This is a genomic window from Pseudoroseomonas cervicalis (assembly GCF_030818485.1).
GTDB lineage: Bacteria > Pseudomonadota > Alphaproteobacteria > Acetobacterales > Acetobacteraceae > Pseudoroseomonas > Pseudoroseomonas cervicalis_A.
Window position 1 is genome coordinate 712,381 of sequence record NZ_JAUTAJ010000004.1, and the last position, 21,435, is coordinate 733,815.

Annotated in this window: 17 protein-coding genes; 9 read left to right on the forward strand and 8 right to left on the reverse strand. The window is 71.5% G+C overall.

Annotated features, from left to right (window positions below; all coding sequences use genetic code 11):
• Window positions 1–140: 140 nt before the first annotated feature.
• Window positions 141–2,513, reverse strand: coding sequence for a penicillin acylase family protein (locus QE401_RS07225; protein WP_307137569.1), 2,373 nt, complete (start codon window positions 2,511–2,513; stop codon window positions 141–143).
• Between the two features lie 146 nt (window positions 2,514–2,659).
• Complete coding sequence (locus QE401_RS07230; RefSeq protein ID WP_271135354.1) at window positions 2,660–3,430, reverse strand: IclR family transcriptional regulator; 771 nt, start codon at window positions 3,428–3,430, stop codon at window positions 2,660–2,662.
• 153 nt (window positions 3,431–3,583) lie between these two features.
• Here QE401_RS07230 and QE401_RS07235 point away from each other — a divergent pair, with 153 nt between their 5' ends.
• Complete coding sequence (locus tag QE401_RS07235) at window positions 3,584–5,035, forward strand: N-acyl-D-amino-acid deacylase family protein (RefSeq protein ID WP_307137570.1); 1,452 nt, start codon at window positions 3,584–3,586, stop codon at window positions 5,033–5,035.
• A 25-nt stretch (window positions 5,036–5,060) separates the two neighbouring features.
• On the opposite strand, the gene QE401_RS07240 is transcribed toward QE401_RS07235, so the two are convergent.
• Window positions 5,061–6,566 carry a diguanylate cyclase domain-containing protein gene (locus QE401_RS07240; RefSeq protein WP_307137571.1) on the reverse strand — a complete coding sequence of 502 codons (1,506 nt, stop codon included), beginning with the start codon at window positions 6,564–6,566 and terminating at the stop codon, window positions 5,061–5,063.
• A gap of 243 nt (window positions 6,567–6,809) precedes the next feature.
• Between QE401_RS07240 and QE401_RS07245 the strand changes: the two genes are divergently transcribed.
• The 4 genes from QE401_RS07245 to QE401_RS07260 all read left to right on the forward strand — a co-directional run bounded on the left by QE401_RS07245 (window position 6,810) and on the right by QE401_RS07260 (window position 11,850).
• Window positions 6,810–7,397 (forward strand): LysE family translocator, encoded by a 588-nt coding sequence (locus QE401_RS07245; RefSeq protein ID WP_307137572.1) that lies wholly within the window; start codon window positions 6,810–6,812, stop codon window positions 7,395–7,397.
• Between the two features lie 106 nt (window positions 7,398–7,503).
• Entirely contained in the window at window positions 7,504–9,099 is a 1,596-nt protein-coding gene (locus QE401_RS07250; RefSeq protein WP_307137573.1) for an alkaline phosphatase D family protein, read from the forward strand.
• A gap of 169 nt (window positions 9,100–9,268) precedes the next feature.
• Window positions 9,269–10,648: a class II 3-deoxy-7-phosphoheptulonate synthase gene (locus tag QE401_RS07255; protein WP_307137574.1), complete on the forward strand. Its 1,380-nt coding sequence runs from the start codon at window positions 9,269–9,271 to the stop codon at window positions 10,646–10,648.
• Window positions 10,645–11,850: a beta/alpha barrel domain-containing protein gene (locus QE401_RS07260; protein ID WP_307137575.1), complete on the forward strand. Its 1,206-nt coding sequence runs from the start codon at window positions 10,645–10,647 to the stop codon at window positions 11,848–11,850. Before QE401_RS07255 ends, QE401_RS07260 begins: the two co-directional genes overlap by 4 nt.
• Before the next feature lie 123 nt (window positions 11,851–11,973).
• Here QE401_RS07260 and QE401_RS07265 read toward each other — a convergent pair whose 3' ends face one another.
• Both QE401_RS07265 and QE401_RS07270 read right to left on the reverse strand, forming a co-directional pair.
• Complete coding sequence (locus QE401_RS07265) at window positions 11,974–12,708, reverse strand: prephenate dehydrogenase/arogenate dehydrogenase family protein (protein WP_307137576.1); 735 nt, start codon at window positions 12,706–12,708, stop codon at window positions 11,974–11,976.
• 185 nt (window positions 12,709–12,893) lie between these two features.
• Window positions 12,894–14,306, reverse strand: a complete 1,413-nt coding sequence (locus QE401_RS07270) for a dipeptidase (RefSeq protein ID WP_307137577.1) — start codon at window positions 14,304–14,306, stop codon at window positions 12,894–12,896.
• Window positions 14,307–14,437: 131 nt separating this feature from the next.
• Between QE401_RS07270 and QE401_RS07275 the strand changes: the two genes are divergently transcribed.
• Window positions 14,438–15,430: a D-2-hydroxyacid dehydrogenase gene (locus tag QE401_RS07275; RefSeq protein WP_307137578.1), complete on the forward strand. Its 993-nt coding sequence runs from the start codon at window positions 14,438–14,440 to the stop codon at window positions 15,428–15,430.
• 57 nt (window positions 15,431–15,487) lie between these two features.
• Here the strand turns inward: QE401_RS07275 and gpt are convergent, their stop codons facing one another.
• Together gpt and QE401_RS07285 are read right to left on the reverse strand one after the other, a co-directional pair.
• Window positions 15,488–15,967, reverse strand: a complete 480-nt coding sequence (gpt, locus tag QE401_RS07280) for a xanthine phosphoribosyltransferase (protein ID WP_271135343.1) — start codon at window positions 15,965–15,967, stop codon at window positions 15,488–15,490.
• A 2-nt stretch (window positions 15,968–15,969) separates the two neighbouring features.
• Window positions 15,970–16,311 (reverse strand): tRNA-binding protein, encoded by a 342-nt coding sequence (locus QE401_RS07285; protein ID WP_307137579.1) that lies wholly within the window; start codon window positions 16,309–16,311, stop codon window positions 15,970–15,972.
• Window positions 16,312–16,417: 106 nt separating this feature from the next.
• Between QE401_RS07285 and QE401_RS07290 the strand changes: the two genes are divergently transcribed.
• The 3 genes from QE401_RS07290 (at window position 16,418) to QE401_RS07300 (ending at window position 20,377) form a co-directional block, all read left to right on the forward strand.
• A complete protein-coding gene (locus QE401_RS07290) occupies window positions 16,418–17,185 on the forward strand; it encodes an SDR family NAD(P)-dependent oxidoreductase (protein WP_307137580.1) in 768 nt (255 codons plus the stop codon).
• Window positions 17,186–17,205: 20 nt separating this feature from the next.
• Window positions 17,206–18,813, forward strand: a complete 1,608-nt coding sequence (gene ggt, locus QE401_RS07295; RefSeq protein ID WP_307137581.1) for a gamma-glutamyltransferase — start codon at window positions 17,206–17,208, stop codon at window positions 18,811–18,813.
• 73 nt (window positions 18,814–18,886) lie between these two features.
• Window positions 18,887–20,377 (forward strand): amidase, encoded by a 1,491-nt coding sequence (locus QE401_RS07300; RefSeq protein WP_307137582.1) that lies wholly within the window; start codon window positions 18,887–18,889, stop codon window positions 20,375–20,377.
• 40 nt (window positions 20,378–20,417) lie between these two features.
• Here QE401_RS07300 and QE401_RS07305 read toward each other — a convergent pair whose 3' ends face one another.
• Window positions 20,418–21,401, reverse strand: coding sequence for a Bug family tripartite tricarboxylate transporter substrate binding protein (locus tag QE401_RS07305; RefSeq protein WP_307137583.1), 984 nt, complete (start codon window positions 21,399–21,401; stop codon window positions 20,418–20,420).
• Window positions 21,402–21,435: the final 34 nt, after the last annotated feature.

Below are 21,435 nucleotides of genomic sequence, written 5' to 3' on the forward strand. Positions count from 1 at the left end.
CTGGCCCGGATCTCCGGCCCGGGCGTCCCGTGGGAGACGCATGATGCGCGCGGCGGTTGCCGCAGGGCAGGGGGCAGCGACGCGCATCGCCGCGCCGTGAAGGGCGCCCCGGCGAAGGCTGCGCTGCTCCGCCCTGGCGGTCAGCCCGGCCCGGCCGGCACCAGCAGGATGCGCTGCATCTCCATCGCCGCCACCGCCTCGCGCGAATAGAGCAGCGGCACATACTCCCCGCGCGCCCAGTGCGGCGCCAGATCGGCGTAATGCGGCGAGGCCGGGTCGCCCGACTGGCCGGGGGCGTTGATGCAGAGGCTGTTGTCCCAGGCGCCGACATCCATCACCAGCCGCACCGAGGCGCCGTAATTGCAGCGGAAATCGCCGGGGCGGTAGCCGGTGTGCATCGGCGTCTGCGCGCTGCCGCCGAGCGGGTAGGGGCCGACATCCATCGCCGCGGTCTGCGGCGTGATGCCCTGCAGCGCATGCGCGAAATAGCCATGATGCAGCCGGCCCCAGGCCCAGCTTTCGGGGCTGACGCCCATGCGCGCCTCGCAATCGCGGAAGGCGGCGATCAGGCATTCGGCCAGCAGCGCGTCGCGCGCGGCGGCGGGCAGCCGCGCATCCGGCTGCTCCAGCACGCGCAGCAGGCTTTCCATGTCCTGCGGCAGCAGCAGCGGGCGCAGCGAGGCATCCGGCACCAGCGCCGCCAGCAGGCGCGGCTTCAGCTGCTTGGTCAGGAACACCTCGAACAGGGCGGCGGCGGGGCTGTCCGCCGCCAGGCGGTGGTCCCAATCCTCCAGCAGGGTCTGCGCCGCCCACAGCTCAGGCGCCGCGCCGCGCGGCAGGGCCAGCAGCAGGGCGCAGAGCCGCCGCGCCGGGATCGACAGCACATCGGTCTGCAGCGCCGTGCAATCGGCCAGCGTCAGCAGCGGGCCGCGGGTCAGCGCCTCGCGGATGCGGGTCGCGCGCGAGGCCTCGCTCCACTCATAGCCATAGGTCTTCTCGGCATGCGCCCAGTCGGGCGGCAGGTTCTGCTCATTGGCGCTGTGCACGAAGCCCTCCAGCGGGTCGACGCGCCAGGGATGCTCGGCCGGGTCCAGCAGGCCGGACCATTCATAGCGCCCATCGCCCGGCACCGGCAGCAGCCCGTCCCAGTTCGGCCGCTGCGGGGCGTAGCCGGTGGGCGTCCAGGCGATCCGCCCCGCCACATCGGCATAGACCATGTTGACCGAGGGCGTGCCCCAGCGCGCCATGGAGGCGCGGAATTCCTCCAGGCTGCGCGCGCGCATGGTGGTCAGGCTGCCGAGATAGGGCGCCGAGCCGGGCAGCCACCAGACGCTGCGGATGGCCACCGCCCGCCGCGCCGCCACATCGCGCGCGATCACCGGCCCGTGCCGGGTGAAGCGCTGCACCAGCGACTGCGCCGCATGCCCCTTCACCGCGAAATGCTCGGTGACCAGCTGCATGCGCTCATGGCCCTCGCCATGGCGGTAGGACTCATCATCCTCCGCGTCGAGGGCGTAGACATAGACGTCTTCCTGGTCGGCGCCATGGATGGTCAGCGCGAAGGCGCTGGTGCCGTTATGGCCGATGGAGATGCCGGGCACCGCCGGCTCGCCGGCGCCGATCGCGTTGAAGCCGGGGCTGTCCAGATGCACGATGTAGCGCAGCGAGGGCGCCGCATGCGCGCGATGCGGGTCGGAGGAGAGGATCGGCCGCCCGCTCTCGGTGCGGCTGCCATGGATGGCCCAGTTGTTGGAGCCCTCCATCTCGGCGCCCTGCACCACCTCGCCGAGATCGGTGATACCGGTCCAGACGCGCCATTCCGCCAGCGGCGCGGCCAGCCGCTCGGGCGAGAAGGTGACGGCGGCGGTGGCGAGCTTGAACTGCGTCAGCACCTCGGTGCCGAGCGCCGACAATTCCAGCCCCTCGGGCCGCACCGGCTCGTGCAGCGGCTCGATATTCTTGCGCAGCAGGTCGGTGGCGAGATCGGCGCGCGACAGCACGATGGCGCGCAGCACCTCGGAGAGCGCGTTGCGCGTCAGGCTGTGGCTGCGGATGCGCACCACATCCTCGGCCGACCAGCGCGCCGGGCGCGTGCCGAGGGCGCGGAACTCCGCCGGCAGCCGCGCGGGCTCGGCCTCGGTCAGCGCGACATAGGCGTTGATGCCGGCGACGAAGGCCTCGCAGATGGCGCGCGCATCGGGGGCATAGGCGTTGAACTCCGCCTCGATATCGCCGCGATAGAGGAACAGCCGTGCGGCATAATCCTGCGCCAGATAGCCGGGTCCGAAATCGGCGGCGAGCAGGCCGAGGCCGCGCTTGCGCCACAGATCGATCTGCCACAGCCGGTCGCGCGCCGCGTTGAAGCCCTGCAGCAGGAACAGGTCGTGCTCATTCTCCGCGCGCAGATGCGGAATGCCCCAGCGATCGACATGGATCGAGGCGGGCTGGCGCAACCCCGGCAGCGCGATCGTCTCCGCGAGCAGCGGATCGGCGGGCGAGGCGGGGTCGGTCATGCGGCGTCTTCCCTTGGCAGCGACAGGCTCAAGGGGGGCGAGGCTAGAAGCGCGACCCCGGCCGCGCAATGCGGCGCACCCTCAAATATCGCACAGCGCTACTACGTGCTTGAAAATTCCGCTGTGCGGCGCTGCGGGATCGCGGTTCAGCGCAGCCCGCTGCCGCCGCCCAGCGCCCGCGCCGCCTCGATCGCCAGCGGCGCGAAGCGCGCGGCGAAACGCTGCGGCGGCCATTCGGAGAGCGAGCCGGCGATATGCACCGCGCCCACCGGCCGCCCCTGCTGGTCGAGGATGGCGGCGCCCACCACCACCTCGCCGATCAGCATTTCCTCCTGCACCACGCTGTAGCCTTCGCGCCGCGCCTGCTCGATGCGGGCGATGATGGCGTCCGGGTCGAGCAGCGTCTTCGGCGTCACCGGGCGGATGTCGGAGCGCGCCATCAGCGCGTTCACCTCCTCCCGCGGCAGGGTGGCCATGCAGGCGCGGCCGCCGGCGGTGCTGAAGCTCTGCAGCCGCCTTCCCACCAGGGTGGCGAAGAAGGTCTCCCGCTTGCTCTGCCGGCGCAGCGCATAGACGATGGTGGTGCCGTCGAACAGGCTGAGATCGACCCGCTCGCCGGTGTTGCGCTGCAGCTCGATGATCACCGGCGTCGCCCGCTCCACCAGCGGGCGGGAGCGCAGGAAGTCGAAGCCGCGGTCGAGGATCTTGCGCCCGGGCGTGTAGCCGCGGCCATTCGCGCCGCGCTCCAGATAGCCGAGCTTCAGCAGGGTGTGCGCCATGCGCTGGGCCGAGGAGCGGTCGATGCCGGAGAGATGCGCCAGCTCGTTCAGGCTGAGCTCGCCCGGCTGGCGCGCGAAGGCTTCCAGCAGGGCCAGGCCCTTCTGCAGGGATTGAACGAACAGACGATCTTCGGGCATTGGACGCGCTCTCCTCGGCGGGCAGCTTTGCGGCGCGCGGCGCGGCGGCGCAAGCCATGCGGGCGCCAAAAAGTGCCGCCGGCGGCTGGATCAGCGCCGCGCAACGGCGCATGATCCGCCCCCACCTGCAAGCTGCCCGAAGGAGCCCTGCTGATGGCGCTGCGCTGCGACATGATCATCCGTGACGCCACCCTGTTCGACGGCACCGGCGGGCCGCGCCGGGTGGGCGATGTCGGCGTGGTGGGGGACCGCATCGTCGGCGTCGGCGACCTCGGCGGCATGAGCGCGGATCGCGAGGTGATCGCCACCGGCAAGGCGCTGGCGCCGGGCTTCATCGACGCCCACACCCATGACGACCGCGCCGTGCTCTGCGGCCCGGCCTGCACGCTGTGCAAGATCAGCCAGGGCGTCACCACCGTGGTGGTGGGCAATTGCGGCATCAGCCTGGCGCCGATGCGCCACACCGACAAGCGCCCGCCGGCGCCGCTCGACCTGCTGGGCGACGAGCAATGGTGGACCTTCGACAGCTTCGGCGACTACGCCCACGCCCTGAAGACCAAGGGCAGCGAGGTCAACACCTACGCCCTGATCGGCCACCAGACGCTGCGGGTCGAGGCGATGGGCGGCGATGTCTACCGGCCCGCCCGGGATGCCGAGATCCTGCGCATGCAGACCCGGCTGAAGCAGGCGCTGTCGGAGGGCGGCTCCGGCTTTTCCACCGGCCTCTACTACGCCCCCAACGCCCAGGCCTCGGCCGAGGAGGTGGTCGCGGTGGGCGAGGCGATGCGCCATATGGGCGGGCTCTATGTCACCCATATGCGCGACGAGGCGGATTTCATCTGCGCCTCGATCGAGGAGACGCTGAAGATCGCCCGCCGCATCGGCGTGCCGGCGCATATCAGCCACCACAAATGCTCGATGCCGGAGAATTACGGCCGCTCGGTGCAGACCCTGGCGCTGATCCAGGCCGCCGCCTCGATGCAGGAGGTGGCCTTCGACGTCTACCCCTATCCGGCCGGCTCCACCGTGCTGATGCCCGACCGGGTGCGCGACGACCTGCGCACCATCATCACCTGGTCGGTGCCCTATCCGGAGATGGCGGGCCGCGACCTGTCCGAGATCGCGCGCGGCTGGAACACCGATCTGCGCGCCGCGGCCGAGCGGCTGACGCCGGCCGGCGCCGTCACCTTCCAAATGGATGAGGAGGATGTGCGCCGCATCATGCGCCACCCGCTCTCCATGATCGGCTCGGACGGGCTGCCGCATGACGAGAAGCCGCATCCGCGCCTCTGGGGCACCTTCCCGCGCGTGCTCGGCTTCTACACCCGGCAGCTCGGCCTGTTCGACATGGAGACGGCGATCCACAAGATGACCGGCCGCGCCGCCCAGGTCTTCGGCATGCTCGACCGCGGCGTGCTGCGCGAGGGCGCCTATGCCGATCTCGTCCTGTTCGACCCGAACACGGTGATGGACAACGCCACCTTCGAGAACCCGGTGCAGATGAGCGTCGGCATCGAGCAGGTCTGGGCCAATGGCGTGCTGACCTTCGCCGGCGGCAAGGAGACCGGGGAGAAGCCCGGGCGCCTCGTCACCCGCAACCGCTGAGCCGGCGCCGGGGGCGCGGGCCGCTTCAGGCGGCCAGCGCCACCTGGTTGCGGCCGGCCTGCTTGGCCCGGTACAGCGCGGCATCGGCGGCGCGCAGCAGCAGGGTGGGGTCGCCCTGCTCGGGCGGCACCAGCGACGCGGCGCCCAGGCTGATGGTGACCCGGCCGCTCGGCGCCACCGGATGCGGCAGCGCCAGCCGCCGCAGCGTGTCCTGGATGCGCTCGGCCAGGTGCCGCGCCTCCTCCAGCCCGCCGGGCAGCAGGATGGCGAATTCCTCGCCGCCATAGCGGGCGGCGAGGTCGGTCTCGGCGCGGATGCAGGCGCGGATGCAGCCGGCCAGGCTGCGCAGCACCGCATCCCCCGCCAGATGCCCCTGGCTGTCGTTGAACGCCTTGAAATGGTCGATGTCGAGCATGACCAGGGCCAGCGGCTGGCGCAGCCGCTGCAGCCGGTCCCATTCCAGCCGCAGCAGCCGGTCCAGCGCCCGCCGGTTGCCGAGCCCGGTCAGCCCGTCCGTCTCCGACAATTCGCGGTAGCGCGCGCCCTCGGCCAGGGCGGCATCCTCGGCCAGGCGGCGGCGGCGCAGCTCGCTCTGCAGCCGCAGCCCCAGCAGCAGGGTCGCGGCGCAGAGCAGCACCACCGTGGCCGAGGTCCAGATGGCATGGCTGCGCCAGGCCTCCAGCACCGGGCCGGTGGCGAGGGCCACATTCAGCACCAGCGGGTGCCGGCCCAGCCGCGTGTAGTTGTAGAGGCGCTGCACCCCGTCCAGCGCGGCCACGCCGACGAACTGCCCGCCCGTGTCGGACAGCATGCGCCGCACCGCCGGGGATTGCGACAGGTCCATGCCGGGGCGGCCATTGCCGGCGGGCTCGCGGTAGAGCAGCACGCCCTCGGTGTTGAACAGGTTGATGGTGCTGTGCGGGCCGATCTGCATGCCGCGCGTCAGCTGCTGCAGGTAGGAGAGCTGCAGCGTGCCCAGCACCACCCCGGCGAAGCGGCCCTCGCCATCGCTGAGCGGCCGGCTGAGCGCCAGGAAATAGCCGTCGCGCGGGCCGTCCTGCAGCGGCGGGCTGACCAGCAGGCCGAGCCCCGGCTCCAGCCGGTGGCGCAGGAAGATGCTGCGCGCCGACAGGTCCAGATGCAGCGCCGCGGCCGGGTCGGAGCTGGCCACCACCTGGCCGCTGGCATCCAGCAGCGCCATGCTGCCCAGATGCCGCGTCGCCTCGGCGGGGGCGAAGAGCAGCGGCGTGTCGACCAGCTCCTCCTCGCGCAGCCAGGCGGCGTTGCGCGCCACCGCCGCCAGGGCGCGGTCATAGATGTCGATCTGCCGCTGCATGTCCTGGCCGAGCGCCAGCAGCAGGTTCTGCGCGTTGCGCTCGGCGCGGTCCCAGGCGTCGCTGCGCAGTTCCCAGAGCTGCAGCAGGGTCAGGGCGGCGAAGCAGAGCGGCAGCAGCAGGCCGAGCCACAGCGCCGCGCGCCGCTCCCGCCGCAGCTTGCGCCGCTCCGGCCGGGCGGGGCTGGTGGTGCTCATGCCGCGCCCCGGCCGGTGGCGCCGCCACGCCGCGCGCACGGCGCCGCGCGCGGGGCGGGCGGGGCGGGGCGGCGGGCGCGGGCATGCATGCGCGGGAATCCCGGGCTAGTGGTGACCCCCGCAGGTATAGGCCCAGTCGCGCGCCAATGCATCGGCCGTGCTGCGGGGGCAAAAGCGGGCCGCGCCGCGGCCGAAATGGTCAGTGACATTGACCTAAATAGCGCGAGCTGCTCTGTTGCCGCCATGGATATGCTGCCCGCCCTGCTGGGATTCGCCATCGCCGCCTCGGTCACGCCGGGGCCGAACACGCTGATGATCGCCGCGATCGGCGCCCAGGGCGGCTGGGCCCGGGCGCTGCCGGCCATGCTCGGGGTCTCGGTGGGCTTCGCCCTGCTGCTGGCGCTGGCCGCGCTGGGCCTGGCCGCGCCGCTGGCGGCGCTGCCCTGGCTGCAGGGGGCGCTGCGCTGGCTGGGCGGGGCCTGGCTGCTCTGGCTGGCCTGGCGCATCGGCACCGCGCCGCCGCCCGACCCCGCCGCCGCGCCGCGCCGCCTGCCGGGCTTCTGGGCGGCGGCGGCGCTGCAATGGGTCAACCCCAAGGCCTGGCTGGTGGCGCTGGCGGCGCTGGCCAGCTTCGCCCGGCCCGGCGCGCCGCTGCAGGGCGGGCTGGCGGTGGTGCTGGTCTTCGGCCTGGTCTCCTTCCCCTGCCTGGCGGTCTGGGCGGCGCTGGGCGCCGGGGCGGGGCGCCGGCTGGCGACACCGCGCGCCTGGCGCCTGGCCAATGCCGCGCTGGGCCTGCTGATGGCGGCCAGCCTGCTGCCGCTGCTGCTGTGATCCCCGGCGGCTGAAGCCCGCGGCCTGACGCGGGCTTCAGCCGGCCGACACGCTGCTGTCATGCGGGCATGCTAGACCCGGGCGCGGACCTGCCAGGAGGAGCCCGATGGACAGCACCGCCCGCCACATCCTGGCGCTGTCCCGCCGCGGCGCGCTGCGCGGCGGGCTTGGCCTGGCGGCGCTGGCGGCGCTGCAGCCCTCCGCCGCGCGGCAGGCCTGGGCGCAGCCGCGCTTCGACGCCGATCCCTTCGCGCTTGGCATTGCCTCCGGCGATCCCTGGCCGGATGGGGTGGTGCTGTGGACCCGGCTGGCGCCGGAGCCGCTGGCGCCGGGCGGCGGCATGCCGAAGCGCGCCGTGCCGGTGCGCTGGGCGGTGGCCGAGGATGCGGCGATGCGCCGCGTGGTGCAGCAGGGCGAGGCGCTGGCGCGGCCGGAGCTGGGCCATGCCGTGCATGTCGAGCTGTCCGGCCTGCGCCCGGGCCGCCCCTACTGGTACCGTTTCCAGGCCGGCGAGGCGCTGTCGCGCATCGGCCGCACCCGCACCGCGCCGGCCGCCGATGCCGCGCCGGCGGCGCTGCGCTTCGTCAATGCCGGCTGCCAGAATTACGAGCAGGGCCATTTCACCGCCTGGCGCCATGTGGCGGAGGAGGAGGCGCTCGACTTCGTCTTCCACTATGGCGACTACATCTATGAGGGCGGCGCGCGCGGCGGCCAGCCGCGCCGGCACAACGGCGCCGAGACCTACAGCCTGGACGAGTACCGGGCGCGCTACGCCCTCTACAAGCTGGACCCCGACCTGGCGGCGGCGCAGGCGGCGCATCCCTTCCTGCATTCCTTCGACGATCATGAGGTCGACAACAACTGGGCCGGGGAGTTCTCCGAGGAGGATGGCAGCCGCCCCGATCGCCCTGGCGTGCCGCCGGAGATCTTCGCCCTGCGCAAGCAGGCCGCCTTCCAGGCCTGGTACGAGCATATGCCGCTGCGCCGGGCCCAGCTGCCGCGCGGCCCGGCGATCCAGGCCTGGCGGGGCTTGCGCTTCGGCGGGCTGCTGGAGGTGGCGGTGCTCGACACCCGTAGCGGCCGCACCGACCAGCCCTGCGGCGACACCACCGCCGCCCCCTGCGAGGGCTGGGCCGACCCCGCCGCCCGCATGATGGACCCGGCGCAGGAGGCCTGGCTGCTCGACCGGCTGCGCCCGGGCCGCGCCCGCTGGCAGCTGCTGGCGCATCAGGTGCCGATCCTGCGGCGCGATTTCGGCGGCCCCGGCGCGCCGCGCTGGGCGATGGACAAATGGGATGGCTACCCGGCGGCGCGGGAGCGGCTGCTGGCCCATGTCGAGGCGGTGCGGCTGCCCGGCCTGCTCGCCGTCTCGGGCGATGTGCACGCCGCCTGGGCCGGCACGCTGCATCGCGACGCGGCGGGGCCGGAGGGGCCGGCCCTGGGCTGCGAATTCACCGCCACCTCGATCAGCTCGGGCGGCGACGGGTCGGAGCAGCTGTCCTCCACGCCCCGGGTGATGGCGCAGAACCCGCATCTGGCCTTCTTCAACAACCGCCGCGGCTACACGCTGCACGAGTTGGGGCCCGACCGCATGACCGCCCGCTTCCGCGCCCTGGCCGAGGTGACGCGCCCCGGCGCGGCGCGGGAGGATCGCGGCGCGCTGGTGGTGGAGCATGGCGCCAGCCGGCTGCTGCCCGGCTGAGCAGCCCGGCCTTGGCCGTATGGAACGCCGCCCTCCCGCCGCAACCCGGCCAGGGTCGGGATGGGCGCAGGGCTTCCCTGCGGCGGGCGGGCGGATCGGCGGTAGCCCTGCACCCTGACCTCGGTCTATCCTGACCGGCCAAGAATGACTTTTGAGGACGCTGAGTGTCATGACGGTGCGCGGGTGGCAGCCCGGAAGCTGGCGCGAAATGCCGATCCGGCAGGTGCCGGATTATCCGGACCAGGCCAGGTTGAACGCTATGGAATCCCGGCTCGCGAGCTTTCCCCCGCTGGTTTTTGCAGGTGAGGCCCGCAGGCTGCAGCAGTCCCTGGCCCAGGCCGGGCAGGGGCGGGCCTTCGTGCTGCAGGGCGGCGATTGCGCCGAGAGCTTCGCCGATTTCCAGGCGAACCCGATCCGCGACACCTTCCGGGTGCTGCTGCAGATGGCGGTGGTGCTGACCTTCGGCGGCTCGCTGCCGGTGGTGAAGCTCGGCCGCATGGCCGGGCAGTTCGCCAAGCCGCGCTCCTCGGACACCGAGACGCAGGATGGCGTCACGCTGCCCTCCTATCGCGGCGACATCATCAACGGCCCCGAATTCACCCCCGAGGCCCGGGTGCCCGATCCGGCGCGGATGGAATTCGCCTATATGCAGTCGGCCGGCACGCTGAACCTGCTGCGCGCCTTCGCCACCGGCGGCTATGCCGATCTGCACGAGGTGCATCGCTGGAATCTGGGCTTCGTCGCCCGCTCGCCGCTGGTCGACCGCTATCGCGACCTGGCCGCGCGCATCGACGAGACGCTGCGCTTCATGGCCGCCTGCGGCATGTCGAACGCCCCCCAGGTGCGCGAGACCGAGTTCTACACCAGCCATGAGGCACTGCTGCTTCCCTATGAGGAGGCGCTGACCCGCGTCGATAGCACCACCGGCGACTGGTATGCCTGCTCGGCCCATTTCCTGTGGATCGGTGACCGCACCCGCCAGCCGGAGGGCGCGCATGTCGAGTTCCTGCGCGGGGTGAAGAACCCGCTCGGCCTCAAGGTCGGCCCGACCACCGATCCCGACGAGCTGGTGAAGCTCACAGAGATCCTGAACCCGGAGAACATCCCGGGCCGGCTGACCCTGATCAGCCGCATGGGGGCCTCCAAGGTGGCCGACAAGCTGCCGCCGCTGCTGCGCGCCGTGAAGCGCGCAGGCCGCGAGGTGGTGTGGATCTGCGACCCGATGCACGGCAACACCCACACCGCCGGCAGCTACAAGACCCGCTCCTTCGACGCCATCCTGTCCGAGCTGCGCGGCTTCTTCGACACGCACCAGGCGGAGGGCACCTGGGCCGGCGGCGTGCATGTCGAGATGACGGGCAGCGACGTCACCGAATGCATCGGCGGCGCGCACAAGCTGTCGGAGGCCGATCTCTCCGCCAACTACGCCACCTTCTGCGACCCCCGGCTGAATGCCGAGCAGGCGCTGGAGCTGGCCTTCCTGGTCGCCGAGGAGCTGAAGGCGCGGCGGCCCGAGGGGGCGGTGCTGCCGCTGATCGCCGCGCAATGACCGACGGGCTGCCGCCGCCGGGCGGCCCCTCCCGCGGGCCGGCCCATGGCCCGTCGGGCGGTCCGGTGGGCGATGAGGCCATCGCCCGCCAGACCGACGCCTATTTCAACCGCACCAAGGCCATCGTGCAGCGCTTCGGCGATGCCGCGGTGACCTATGCGGTGTTCCTCCGCCGCCCCGTGGTCAGCGCGCCGCGGCTGATGATCGACTGGCTGGAGCGCGTCGCCGCCGAGCGCGGCACACGCTTCGAGATCGAGCTGATGCACAAGGAAGGCGAATGGGTGGGCGCGGGCGATCCGCTGATCTACCTGACCGGCTCCTTCACCCATCTCTCCGATCTCGAGACCATCTATCTGCAGAAGCTGGGCCCGGCCTGCGTCGCCGCGCACAATGCCTACCAGATGTGCCTGGAACTGCCCCAGGCGGCCTTCCTGGCCATGGAGGCGCGGCACTGCGCCGGCGCCGAGATGCAGGAGATGATGGCTTATGCCGCCGCCGTCGGCAGCGCCGCCGCCCAGCGCGAGGGCGCGCGCGGCTTCATCGGCAATGCCAACGACCTGACGGCGCATTGGTTCGGCAATGCGCGCGGCTATGGCACCATGCCGCACGCCCTGATCGGCTATGCCCGCAGCACCGTGCGCGCCGCCGAGATGTTCCACGATGCCTTCCCGGACGAGCCGCTGACCGTGCTGGTCGATTATTTCGGCCGCGAGGTGACGGACACGCTGGCGCTGTGCCAGCGCTTCCCGGAGTTGGCGGGCGAGGGGCGGCTTTCCGTCCGCCTCGACACCCATGGCGGCCGCTTCCTGGAGGGGCTGGACCCGGCGGAATCCTATGCGGTGCTCGAGCGCCAGGCGCCCGGCGCCATCCGCCGCTACCGCTCCGACACCGAGCTGCGCCACCTGGTGGGCACCGGCGTCTCCGCCGCCGCCATCTGGCGCATGCGCGAGGCGCTGGACCAGGCCGGCTTCCCCAAGGTGCGCATCGTGGCGTCCTCGGGCTTCGGGGTGACCAAGTGCCGGGTGATGAACGAGGCGCGCGCGCCGGTCGATGTCGTCGGCACCGGCAGCTTCATCCCCAACACCTGGAGCGAGACCTACGCCACCGCCGATATCGTCTCCTATGACGGTGTGGCGCGGGTGAAGCTGGGGCGCGAGTTCCTGCTGCACAAGAATGGTGCGCGGAAGAAGAACAGCAATTAAGGGTTCTTTTTTGTAAAAAAGAACCAAAAAATTTTTGTCAGTTGGCGTCCCGCTTATGGCCATAGGCGGGACGCCAAACTGATAAAGTCTTTTTGCTTCTTTTTCTTCAGAAAAAGAAGATTCTTATGCTGCTAATTTCACATCGGATGCCAGCAGCGCCCCCGCCCGCGCCAGCAGCTGCGCCTTCACCTCCGCCACATAGGGGTTGTCCTCGGTGATGGTGCGGAACAGCGCCTCGGAATCCTGTGACACCTGGCCGGTGGCGCGCATCAGCAGCTCGAAGCTCGGCGTGGTGTGGGGCAGGTCGGGCATCTCCAGCCCGGAGACCAGACGCGCCACCAGATGCGTCAGCCCCTGCACCCAGGCCATCTGCCGGTCATGCTCCTCCGGCGTCATGGTCACCAGCTGAAGGCCGAGGCGCCGCAGCATCCGCAGCGCCAGCCGTGCCCGCGCCCCGCCGCCGGGGCAGGCGACCAGCCGCAGTCCTTCGATCCCGTCGCGCCCGCTTTGCGGCCCGAACAGCGGGTGGGTGCCCAGCAGCTCGACATGCGGCGGCAAAGCCTCCCGCAGCAGGGCGAGCGGCCGGGTCTTGATCGAGCAGACCTCGACCACCAGCGCGCCGGGGCGCAGATGCGGGGCGATGGCGCGCGCCACCTCGGCCAGGCGCGCCACCGGCACGGCCAGGATGACCACGGGTTGGCGGGCGGCCTCGGCCAGGGACGCGCTGCCGGGCTGCGCCGGGTCGTGCCCCAGCACCGGGCCGAGCTTCTCCAGATGCGGCCGGCAGAAGGCCCCGAAGGCGCCAAGGCCGATCAGCCCCATGCGGGGGGCGGCGGCAGGGAAGGCGGGAAGCGACATGGTGACCCTCGGGGCTTACACCGCCGCCGGGAGGGCCATTCCAACAAAAATGCCGCCCCAGGGCGGCATCGTTCGAACAGACAGGCTTCGACCGCGCCGCGTTATGTCGAGCGGCGGTAATACAGGCGCGGGGCGGGCGCGGTCGTCTTCATCGCCGCCATGATGGGCGCGGCGAAACGCCCGCGTCAAGCCATGACGGGGCGCTTCCAGGGCGCGTAACGCGACGCCTCCTCCTGCCCCAGGCGGGAGAGCAGCAGCGGCCAGGCGCGCAGCCCGTCCTCCAGCGAGGAGAGGCGGAAGAACTCGTTCGGCGCGTGCACATCCTCATCCGGCATGGCGAAGCCGAACATCAGCGTGTCGATGCCCAGCTCCTCCTGGAAGATGCCGGTGATCGGCAGCGTGCCGCCGATGCGGGCACGGGCCGGGGCGCGGCCCATCGTCTCCCGCACCACCGCCTCCGCCGCGACCAGCAGCGGGTGGCCCTCCGCCAAAGTGGAGGCGGGGGAGCCGCCGCCGGGCGGGCTGACCTCCAGCACCACGCCCGCCGGGACGCGGGCCTGCAGATGCTCGACGATGCGGGCCCGGGCGCGGTCCGGATCCTGCCCCGGCACCAGCCGGGCGGTGATCTTGGCCTGGGCGATGGCGGGGATCACGGTCTTGCTGCCGGCACCGGTATAGCCGCCCCACATCCCGTTGACGTCGATGGTGGGCCGCAGCGTCAGCCGCTCCCGCACCGAATAGGCCGGGTCGCCATGCGGCAGGGCGCCGGCGCTGGCATAGAACTCGGCCTCGTCGGCGGCGAGCTCCGCCGCATCGGCGCGGTCGCGGTTGGTGAGCGGCGTGGCGTCGCTGTCGAAGCCCTCCACCTGCACGCGCCCCTGCTCGTCATGCAGCGAGGTCACCAGCCGCGCCAGCTCGTGCAGCGCGTTGCGCACGGCGCCGCCATAGCGGCCGGAATGCATGTCCTTGGCGGCGGAGCGCAGCGTCACCTCCAGCTTGCACAACCCGCGCGCGCCGGTGTTCAGCGTCGGGATGGTGGTGCTGGCCCGCCCGCCATCGGCCGAGAGCACGGCATCCGCCGCCAGCAGGGCGCGGTACTTGGCCAGCAGCGGGCGCAGGCTGGGGCTGCCGGTCTCCTCCTCGCCCTCCAGGAAGAACTTGATGTTCACCGGGCAGCCGCCCGGCGACGCCAGGAAAGCGCCCACGGTCTCCACCGCGATCAGGGTCGAGCCCTTCACATCGGAGGCGCCGCGCGCATAGAGCCGGCCATCGCGGATGCTGGGCTCGAAGGGCGGGGTCACCCATTGCTCCAGCGGGTCGGGCGGCTGCACGTCGTAATGGCCATAGACCAGGATGGTGGGCCTGCCCGGCGCGCCCAGCCATTCGCCATAGACCGCCGGCTGGCCGCCGCCCTCCAGCAGTTGCACCTGCTGCAGCCCGAGTTCCTCCAGCCGCCGCAGCAGGAAGTCCCGCGTCGCCCGCATGCCCTCGGCATAGGCCGGGTCGGTGCTGACGCTGGGCAGGCGCAGCAGGGCCATCAGCCGCTCCAGGATGGCATCCTTCTGCGACAGCAGCTGTTCGGCAACGGCCTGGCTCATGGCACTCTCCCTGTCTCGTCGGGTTCTTTTGTCGGCGCTTTGGCGGCGGTGGGGAAGGGGGCGGGCCCGCGGGCCGCGCCGGGCTGAAGCGGTGTCTTGACGCGGGCGCCAGCCCTGCGACCCTCCGCCCCATGCGCATCCATGTCCAGAATCCGGCCGACGAGACGGTCTTCCCCATCACCGAGCAGCAATGGCATTCCGCCATCGCCCGCTCCCCCGACATGGCGGATCTCGAGGTCAGCTTCGCCAGCGACGATGAAGGCTTTGCCCGCGGCATGGCGGAGGCCGAGGCCATCGTCACCTGGACCCGGGTGGTGCATCAGCGCTTCCCGAAAGGCGCCCTGCCGGGGCTGGCGCCGAAGCTGAAGCTGATCTTCTGCACCTCCGCCGGCCTCGACAAGCTGGCGCCCTTCGACTTCCTGCCCCCCGGCGTCGCGCTGCTGAACAACCGCGGCACCCATGCCGCCAAGGCCGGCGAATTCGGCATCATGGCGCTGCTGATGCTGGCCAACCACATCCCCGCCTTCGCCCATGACGCGCGGGAAGGGCGCTGGGCGCCGCGCTTCGGCTCGGTCCTGGCCGGGCGCAGCGTCTGCATCGTGGGGCTGGGCTCGCTCGGCGGCGGCGTGGCGGCGCGGGCGAAGCAGTTCGGCATGAAGGTCATCGGCGTGCGCAACAGCGCCGCCCCGCACGAGTCGTGCGACGAGGTGGTAGCGCAAGCCGATATCGACCGCGTGCTGCCGCGCGCCGAATTCCTCGTCCTCGCCTGCCCGCTGACGCCGCAGACCCAGGGGCTGTTCGACCGCCGCCGGCTCTCCCTGCTGCCGAAGGGGGCGAAGGTGGTGAATATCGGGCGGGGTCCGCTCTGGGACCAGGACGCGGTCTGCGATCTGCTGGAGAGCGGCCATCTCGCCGGCGGCGTCACCGACGTCACCGTGCCGGAACCGCTGCCCGCCGACTCCCGCCTGTGGCGGACGCCGGGGCTGTTCGTCACGCCGCACATGTCCTCCGACGATCCGGGGACCTACAATGACCGCAGCCTGGACATCTTCTTCGACAACCTCCGCGCCTGGCGGAAGGGCGAAGCCCTGCCGACGCAAGTGACCGCCGAGCGCGGGTACTGAGACAATAAAAAAGGCCAGGGGAATGAATTCCCCTGGACCCCTTCTTTTTTCTTTCAGTTACTTGGCGGCGGCGGTGCGGGCGATGGGGGCCACGAATTGCGGCTCGGTGTCCCAGGGGAACAGGATCCAGGTGTCCTGGCTCACCTCGGTGACGAACGTGTCCACCAGCGGCTTGCCGGCGGGCTTGGCATAGACAGTGGCGAAATGCGCCTTGGGCAGCATGCCGCGCACCACCTTGGCCGTGGTGCCGGTGTCGACCAGATCGTCCAGCACCAGCCAGCCATCGCCATCGCCGGCGGCGATCGGCGGCTTGGCCACCACCGGCTCGCCCTTCTTCTCCTCGTCATAGGTGATGATCGAGACACTCTCGATCAGCCGGCAATCCAGCTCGCGGGCGATGATCGCCGCCGGGATCAGCCCGCCACGGGTGATGGCGACGATGCCCTTCCAGGGGCCGCGCTCCACCAGCCGCCAGGCCAGCGCCTTGCTGTCTCGGTGAAGCTGGTCCCAGCTGACGGTGTAGTAGCGCGAGGCCATTCTCAGAACATCCTGCCGCCATTCGGGACGGCGAAATCGGGTCGGATCAGCACCACGGCCCCCTCGGCATCGGGCAGGCCCAGCGTCAGGACCTGGCTCTCGAAACCGGCGATGCGGCGCGGCGGGAAGTTCACCACGCACAGCACCTGCCGGCCGATCAGCTTGTCCGGCGTATAATGCACCGTGATCTGCGCGGAGGAGCGGCGGATGCCGAGCTCGGGCCCCAGATCGATCTCCAGCCTGTAGGCGGGCTTGCGCGCCCCCTCCAGCACCTGGGCATCGACCACGGTGCCGACGCGGATGTCGAGGCGGTCGAAATCTTCGATCGTCGCGGTGGCTTCCATTCCGGTTCGATAGCGCAGCCCTGGCCCCGGCGGAAGGGCGGATTGCCGTGGCGGCGCCCCCATGCCAGCGTCCGGGGCGGGAAACGCTCCGGGAGCAACGAACACGATGGCCGAGGCCCTGCCGACCACCCCCTCCCTGCGCTGCGACGGGCAGCGCGCGCTGGTCACCGGCGCCTCGCGCGGCATCGGCCGCGCCGCCGCCCTGGCGCTGGCCGCCGCCGGGGCCGAGGTGGTGATGACCGCGCGCGCCCTCGACGAGATGCAGGCCACCATCGCCGCGGCCGGCCCCGGCCTGAAGCTCTCCGCCCATGCGCTGGACGTGACCGACCGCGCCGCGGTGCGCGCCCTGGTGGAGCGCGAGGGGCCCTTCGACATCCTGGTCAACAATGCCGGGACCAATATCCGCGAGCCCTTCACCGAGGTGAAGGATGCGAGCTTCGACGCCCTGGTCGACCTGAACCTGCGCGCCGCCTTCACCGTGGCCCAGGCGGTGGCCGCGGGCATGGTGGCGGCGGGCAGGGGCGGCAGCATCATCCACCTCTCCTCGGTGAACGGGCATGTCGGCGGGCTGAACCGCACCGTCTACACCGCCACCAAGCACGGCATCGAAGGGCTGAGCAAGGCGATGGCCGCCGAGCTGGGTCCGAAGGGCATCCGCGTCAACACCATCTGCCCCGGCTTCGTCGAGACGCCGCTGACCGCCGGCCTGCTGTCCGACGAGAAATTCCGCGCCGCCCATCTCCGCCGCACGCCGCTCGGCCGCATGATGGGCGTCGAGGACATCATGGGCGCGGTGGTCTTTCTGGCCTCCCCCGCTTCCGCCATGATCAGCGGCGCCTCGCTGCTGATCGATGGCGGCTTCTGTTCCGTTTGAGACCTGTCCGAAAGAATCCCATGCGCGACTTCCACTCCCCCGGCCGCAGCCCCGTCCTTGCCATGAACGGCATGGCCGCCACCTCCATGCCGGCGGCCTCGCTCGCCGCCATCGACATCCTGCGCCAGGGCGGCAACGCCATGGACGCCGCCATCGCCGCCGCCGCCGTGCTGGCGGTGATCGAGCCGCAATCCACCGGCATCGGCGGCGACAATTTCTGCCTGTATGCCCCGGCGGGCACCGGCCAGGTGGTCGCCATGAACGGCTCGGGCCGCGCGCCGGCCGGTGCCACGCCCGAGAAGCTGCGCGCCGATGGGCTGACCGCCATGTCGGCGACCTCCGCCCATTCGGTGACGGTGCCGGGCGCGGTCTCCGCCTGGGACAAGCTGAACAAGGCGCATGGCAGGCTGTCCCTGGCGCAGATCCTGGCGCCGGCTATCAAGCTGGCCGAGGAAGGCCACCCGGTGCATGCCCGCGTCGCCTCCGACTGGGAGGCGGCCGCCGGCAAGCTGGCGAAGAACGAGGCGGCCTCGCGCCATTTCCTGAAGGATGGCAAGCCCTTCGCCATCGGCGACAAGTTTGCCCAGCCGGCGCTGGCCCGCACGCTGCGCGCCATCGGCGAGAAGGGCGCCCGCGCCTTCTATGAGGGCGAGATCGCGGCCGACATGGTGGCGACGCTGCGCGCCGCCGGCGGCACCCATACCGAGGCCGATTTCGCCGCCGGCCTCGAGGTCGCCGAGTTCGTCACGCCGATCCAGACGCGCTGGAAGGGCCTCGACATCTTCCAGTGCCCGCCCAATGGCTCGGGCCTGCTGGTGCTGCAGATGCTGGGCGTGCTCGGCCGGATGGAGACGCCGGAGGGCGGCCCGCTTTCCGCCACCCGCCTGCACCGCCATGTCGAGGCGGCGCGCCTGGCCTATCGCGACCGCGACGGCTTCCTGGCCGACCCGTCCCAGGTCGAGGTGCCGGTGGCGAAGCTGACCTCGGATGAATACACCGAGGCGCTGCGCGGCCTGATCCGCGACGATGTGGCGATGCGCGAGCTGCCGCCGGCCGGCATGGCGGCGATGCTGCCGAAGCACCGCGACACCGTCTATCTCTGCGTCGTCGATGCCGAGGGCAATGCCTGCTCCTTCATCAACTCGCTCTTCGAGAGCTTCGGCTCCGGCATCCTGGCCGAGAAGAGCGGCGTGATGCTGCACAATCGCGGCTTCGGCTTCCGGCTGGAGGAGGGGCACCCGAACTGCATCGCCCCCAACAAGCGGCCGATGCACACCATCATCCCCGGCATGGTCATGCAGGATGGCCGCGCCATCATGCCCTTCGGCGTGATGGGCGGGCATTTCCAGCCCATGGGCCAGACCCTGTTCCTGACCAACCATTTCGAGTTCGGCCTCGACGTGCAGAGCGCGCTCGATCTGCCGCGCCTCTTCCCCTACCAGGGCAAGCTGCAGATCGAGCGCGGCATCCCGGTGGCGGTGGTCGACCAGCTGAACCGCATGGGCCATGTCTGCGAGCTGATCGACAAGCCGCATGGCGGCGGCCAGGCGATCCTGATCGATCATGCGCGCGGGGTGCTGGTCGGCGGCTCCGATCCGCGCAAGGATGGCTGCGCGCTGGGCTACTGAGCCCGATGCGGCGCCGGGCGGCGATCCCGCCCGGCGCCTTTCTTTCCGTGTGCCACAGCAAGGAATCCGCCGCGTGACCGAGCCCTGCGACCTCTCCGCCGTCACCCTGCGCCGCCTGATCGGCGAGAAGAAGCTCTCGCCCGTCGAGCTGCTCGATTCCTGCCTGAAGCGCATCGGCGAGGTCGACCATGCGGTGAACGCCATGGTCGCGCTGGACGAGGCCGGCGCCCGCAGGGCGGCGAAGCAGGCCGAGCATGCGGTGATGCAGGGCGAGAAGCTCGGGCCGCTGCACGGGCTGCCGCTCGGCATCAAGGATCTGGACGAGACGGCGGGGCTGGTCACCACCTTCGGCAGCCCGATCTTCAAGGACCATGTGCCGGCGCGGGATTCCACCATGGTGGCCGATCTGCGCGCCGCCGGCGGCATCGTGCTCGGCAAGACCAATACGCCGGAATTCGGCGCCGGCGCCAACACCCGCAACGCCGTCTATGGCGCGACCGGCAACCCCTTCGATCCGACGCGCTCGGCGGCCGGCTCCTCCGGCGGCTCGGGCGTGGCGCTGGCCTGCTCCATGGTGCCGCTGGCCTCGGGCTCGGACACCGGCGGGTCCTTGCGCAACCCGGCCGCCTTCAACGGCATCGTGGGTTTCCGCCCGAGCCCCGGCATGGTGCCGGCGGAGCGCCGCCTGCTGGGCTGGTCGAACCTGCCGGTGCTGGGCCCGATGGCGCGCGATGTCGGCGACCTGGCGCTGATGCTCTCGGTCATGGCGGCCGATCATGGCGTCGACCCGCTGGCCTACACCCTGCCGGACCGCGATGTCCGCCGCGGCATGGCCTTCGACGAGGCGATCGATCTCTCCAGCCTGCGCGTCGCCGCGACGCCGGATTTCGGCTTCGCGCCGACCGAGAACCATATCCGCGAGGTCTTCGCCAGCCGCGTGCAGGCGCTCTCCCCGCTCTTCGGCCGGGTCGAGGAGGCGACGCCCGATTGCGAGGGCATCGACGAGGTCTTCGCCATCCTGCGCGCGCTGAACTTCCTGGCCGCGCATGAGGAGAAGGTGCGCAAGCGGCCGCAGGATGTCGGCCCGAATGTGCGCGCCAATGTCGAGGAGGGTCTCGGCTACAGCGCCAATGACGTGGCCCGCGCCTCGGTGCAGCAGACGAAGATCTACCGCAACTGGCAGGATTTCTTCCAGCGCGGCTATGACGTCATCATCTCGCCGGCCATCACCCTCTCGCCGCGCCCCTGGGCCGAGCTGTATCCGGCCGAGATCGACGGCAAGCCGACCAAGAACTATTTCCACTGGCTGGCGCTGGCCTATGCGGTGACGGTGCCGGGGCATCCGGCGATCTCGCTGCCGCTCGGCGTCGACAAGGCGGGGCTGCCCTTCGGCCTGCAGATCGTGGGGCCCCGCGGCGGCGATGCGCTGGTGGTGGCGGTGGCCGCGGCGATCGAGGTGGCGGTGGCGGGCGATGCGACGCTGGCCCGCCCGGTGCCGGATCTGGCGAAGCTGCGCGCGGCGCGGCCGATCCGCGAGATGCCGAACTTCCTCAGCTTCGACTGAGGCGGCGGGCCCCGGGGGCCACGGCCCCCGGGGCTGGGCCTCAGGCCGGCTGGATGTTGCCGCGCCGGACCACCTCGGTCCAGCGCGCGATCTCGCGGCGCTGGAATTCCTGGAAGGCTTCCGGCGTGCTGGCGACGACCGAGAAGCCGATGCGGTCCATCTGCTCCACCGTCGCCGGGTGGCGCAGCGCGGCTGCGATGGCGGCGTGCACGCGCCCCAGCAGCGGCTGCTCCATCTTCGGCGGCGCCGCCATGGCCTGCCAGGAGGAGACGACAAAATCCTGCAGCCCGGCCTCGGCCGCCGTCGGCACCTCGGGCAGCAGCGGGTGGCGCTGCTCGGAGGTCACCAGGATCGGCTTCACCTGCCTGTCGCGGATGAAGGGCGTGATGAAGCCGAGATTCTGGAAGGAGAGCTGCACATTGCCGGCAATCAAATCGGTGGTCGCGGGCGCGCCGCCGGCATAGGGGATGTGCGCCATGCTCGTGCCGGTCAGCTGCTTGAACAGCTCCATCGTCAGATGGTCGGAGGAGCCGACGCCGCTGGTCGAATAGGAATCCTGCGCGCCGCTGCGCTTCAGCCAGGGCACCAGCGTGGCGAGGTCGTTCGCCGCCACCTGGCGCGGATTGACCACCAGCACATTCGGCGTCGAGACCGACTGGGTGAGGTTGGTGAAATCCTTCTCCGGATCATAGCCCAGATTGGGCCGCAGCGCCTTGTTGATGGCGAAGGTGCTGATGGGGGCGGCCATCAGCAGATGCCCATCCGGCGTGGCGCGGGCCAGCGCCCGGGCGCCGATCTCGCCCGCCGCGCCGGGGCGGTTCTCCACCACCACGGGCTTGCCCAGCGCCTCGGTCATGCGCTGCGCGACGGCGCGTCCGATGATGTCGGAGGAGCCGCCCGGCGCGAAGGGCACGATGATGGTGACGGGCTTGGCCGGCCATTCCTCGGCCGCGCGCAGCGGGCGGCCGAGCAGCAGGGCGGGCGCGGCGAGCCCGCCCAGCCGCAGCAGGTGACGACGATTCATTGTTGTTTTCTCCTTGGACGTCGGGGGGAGGGGG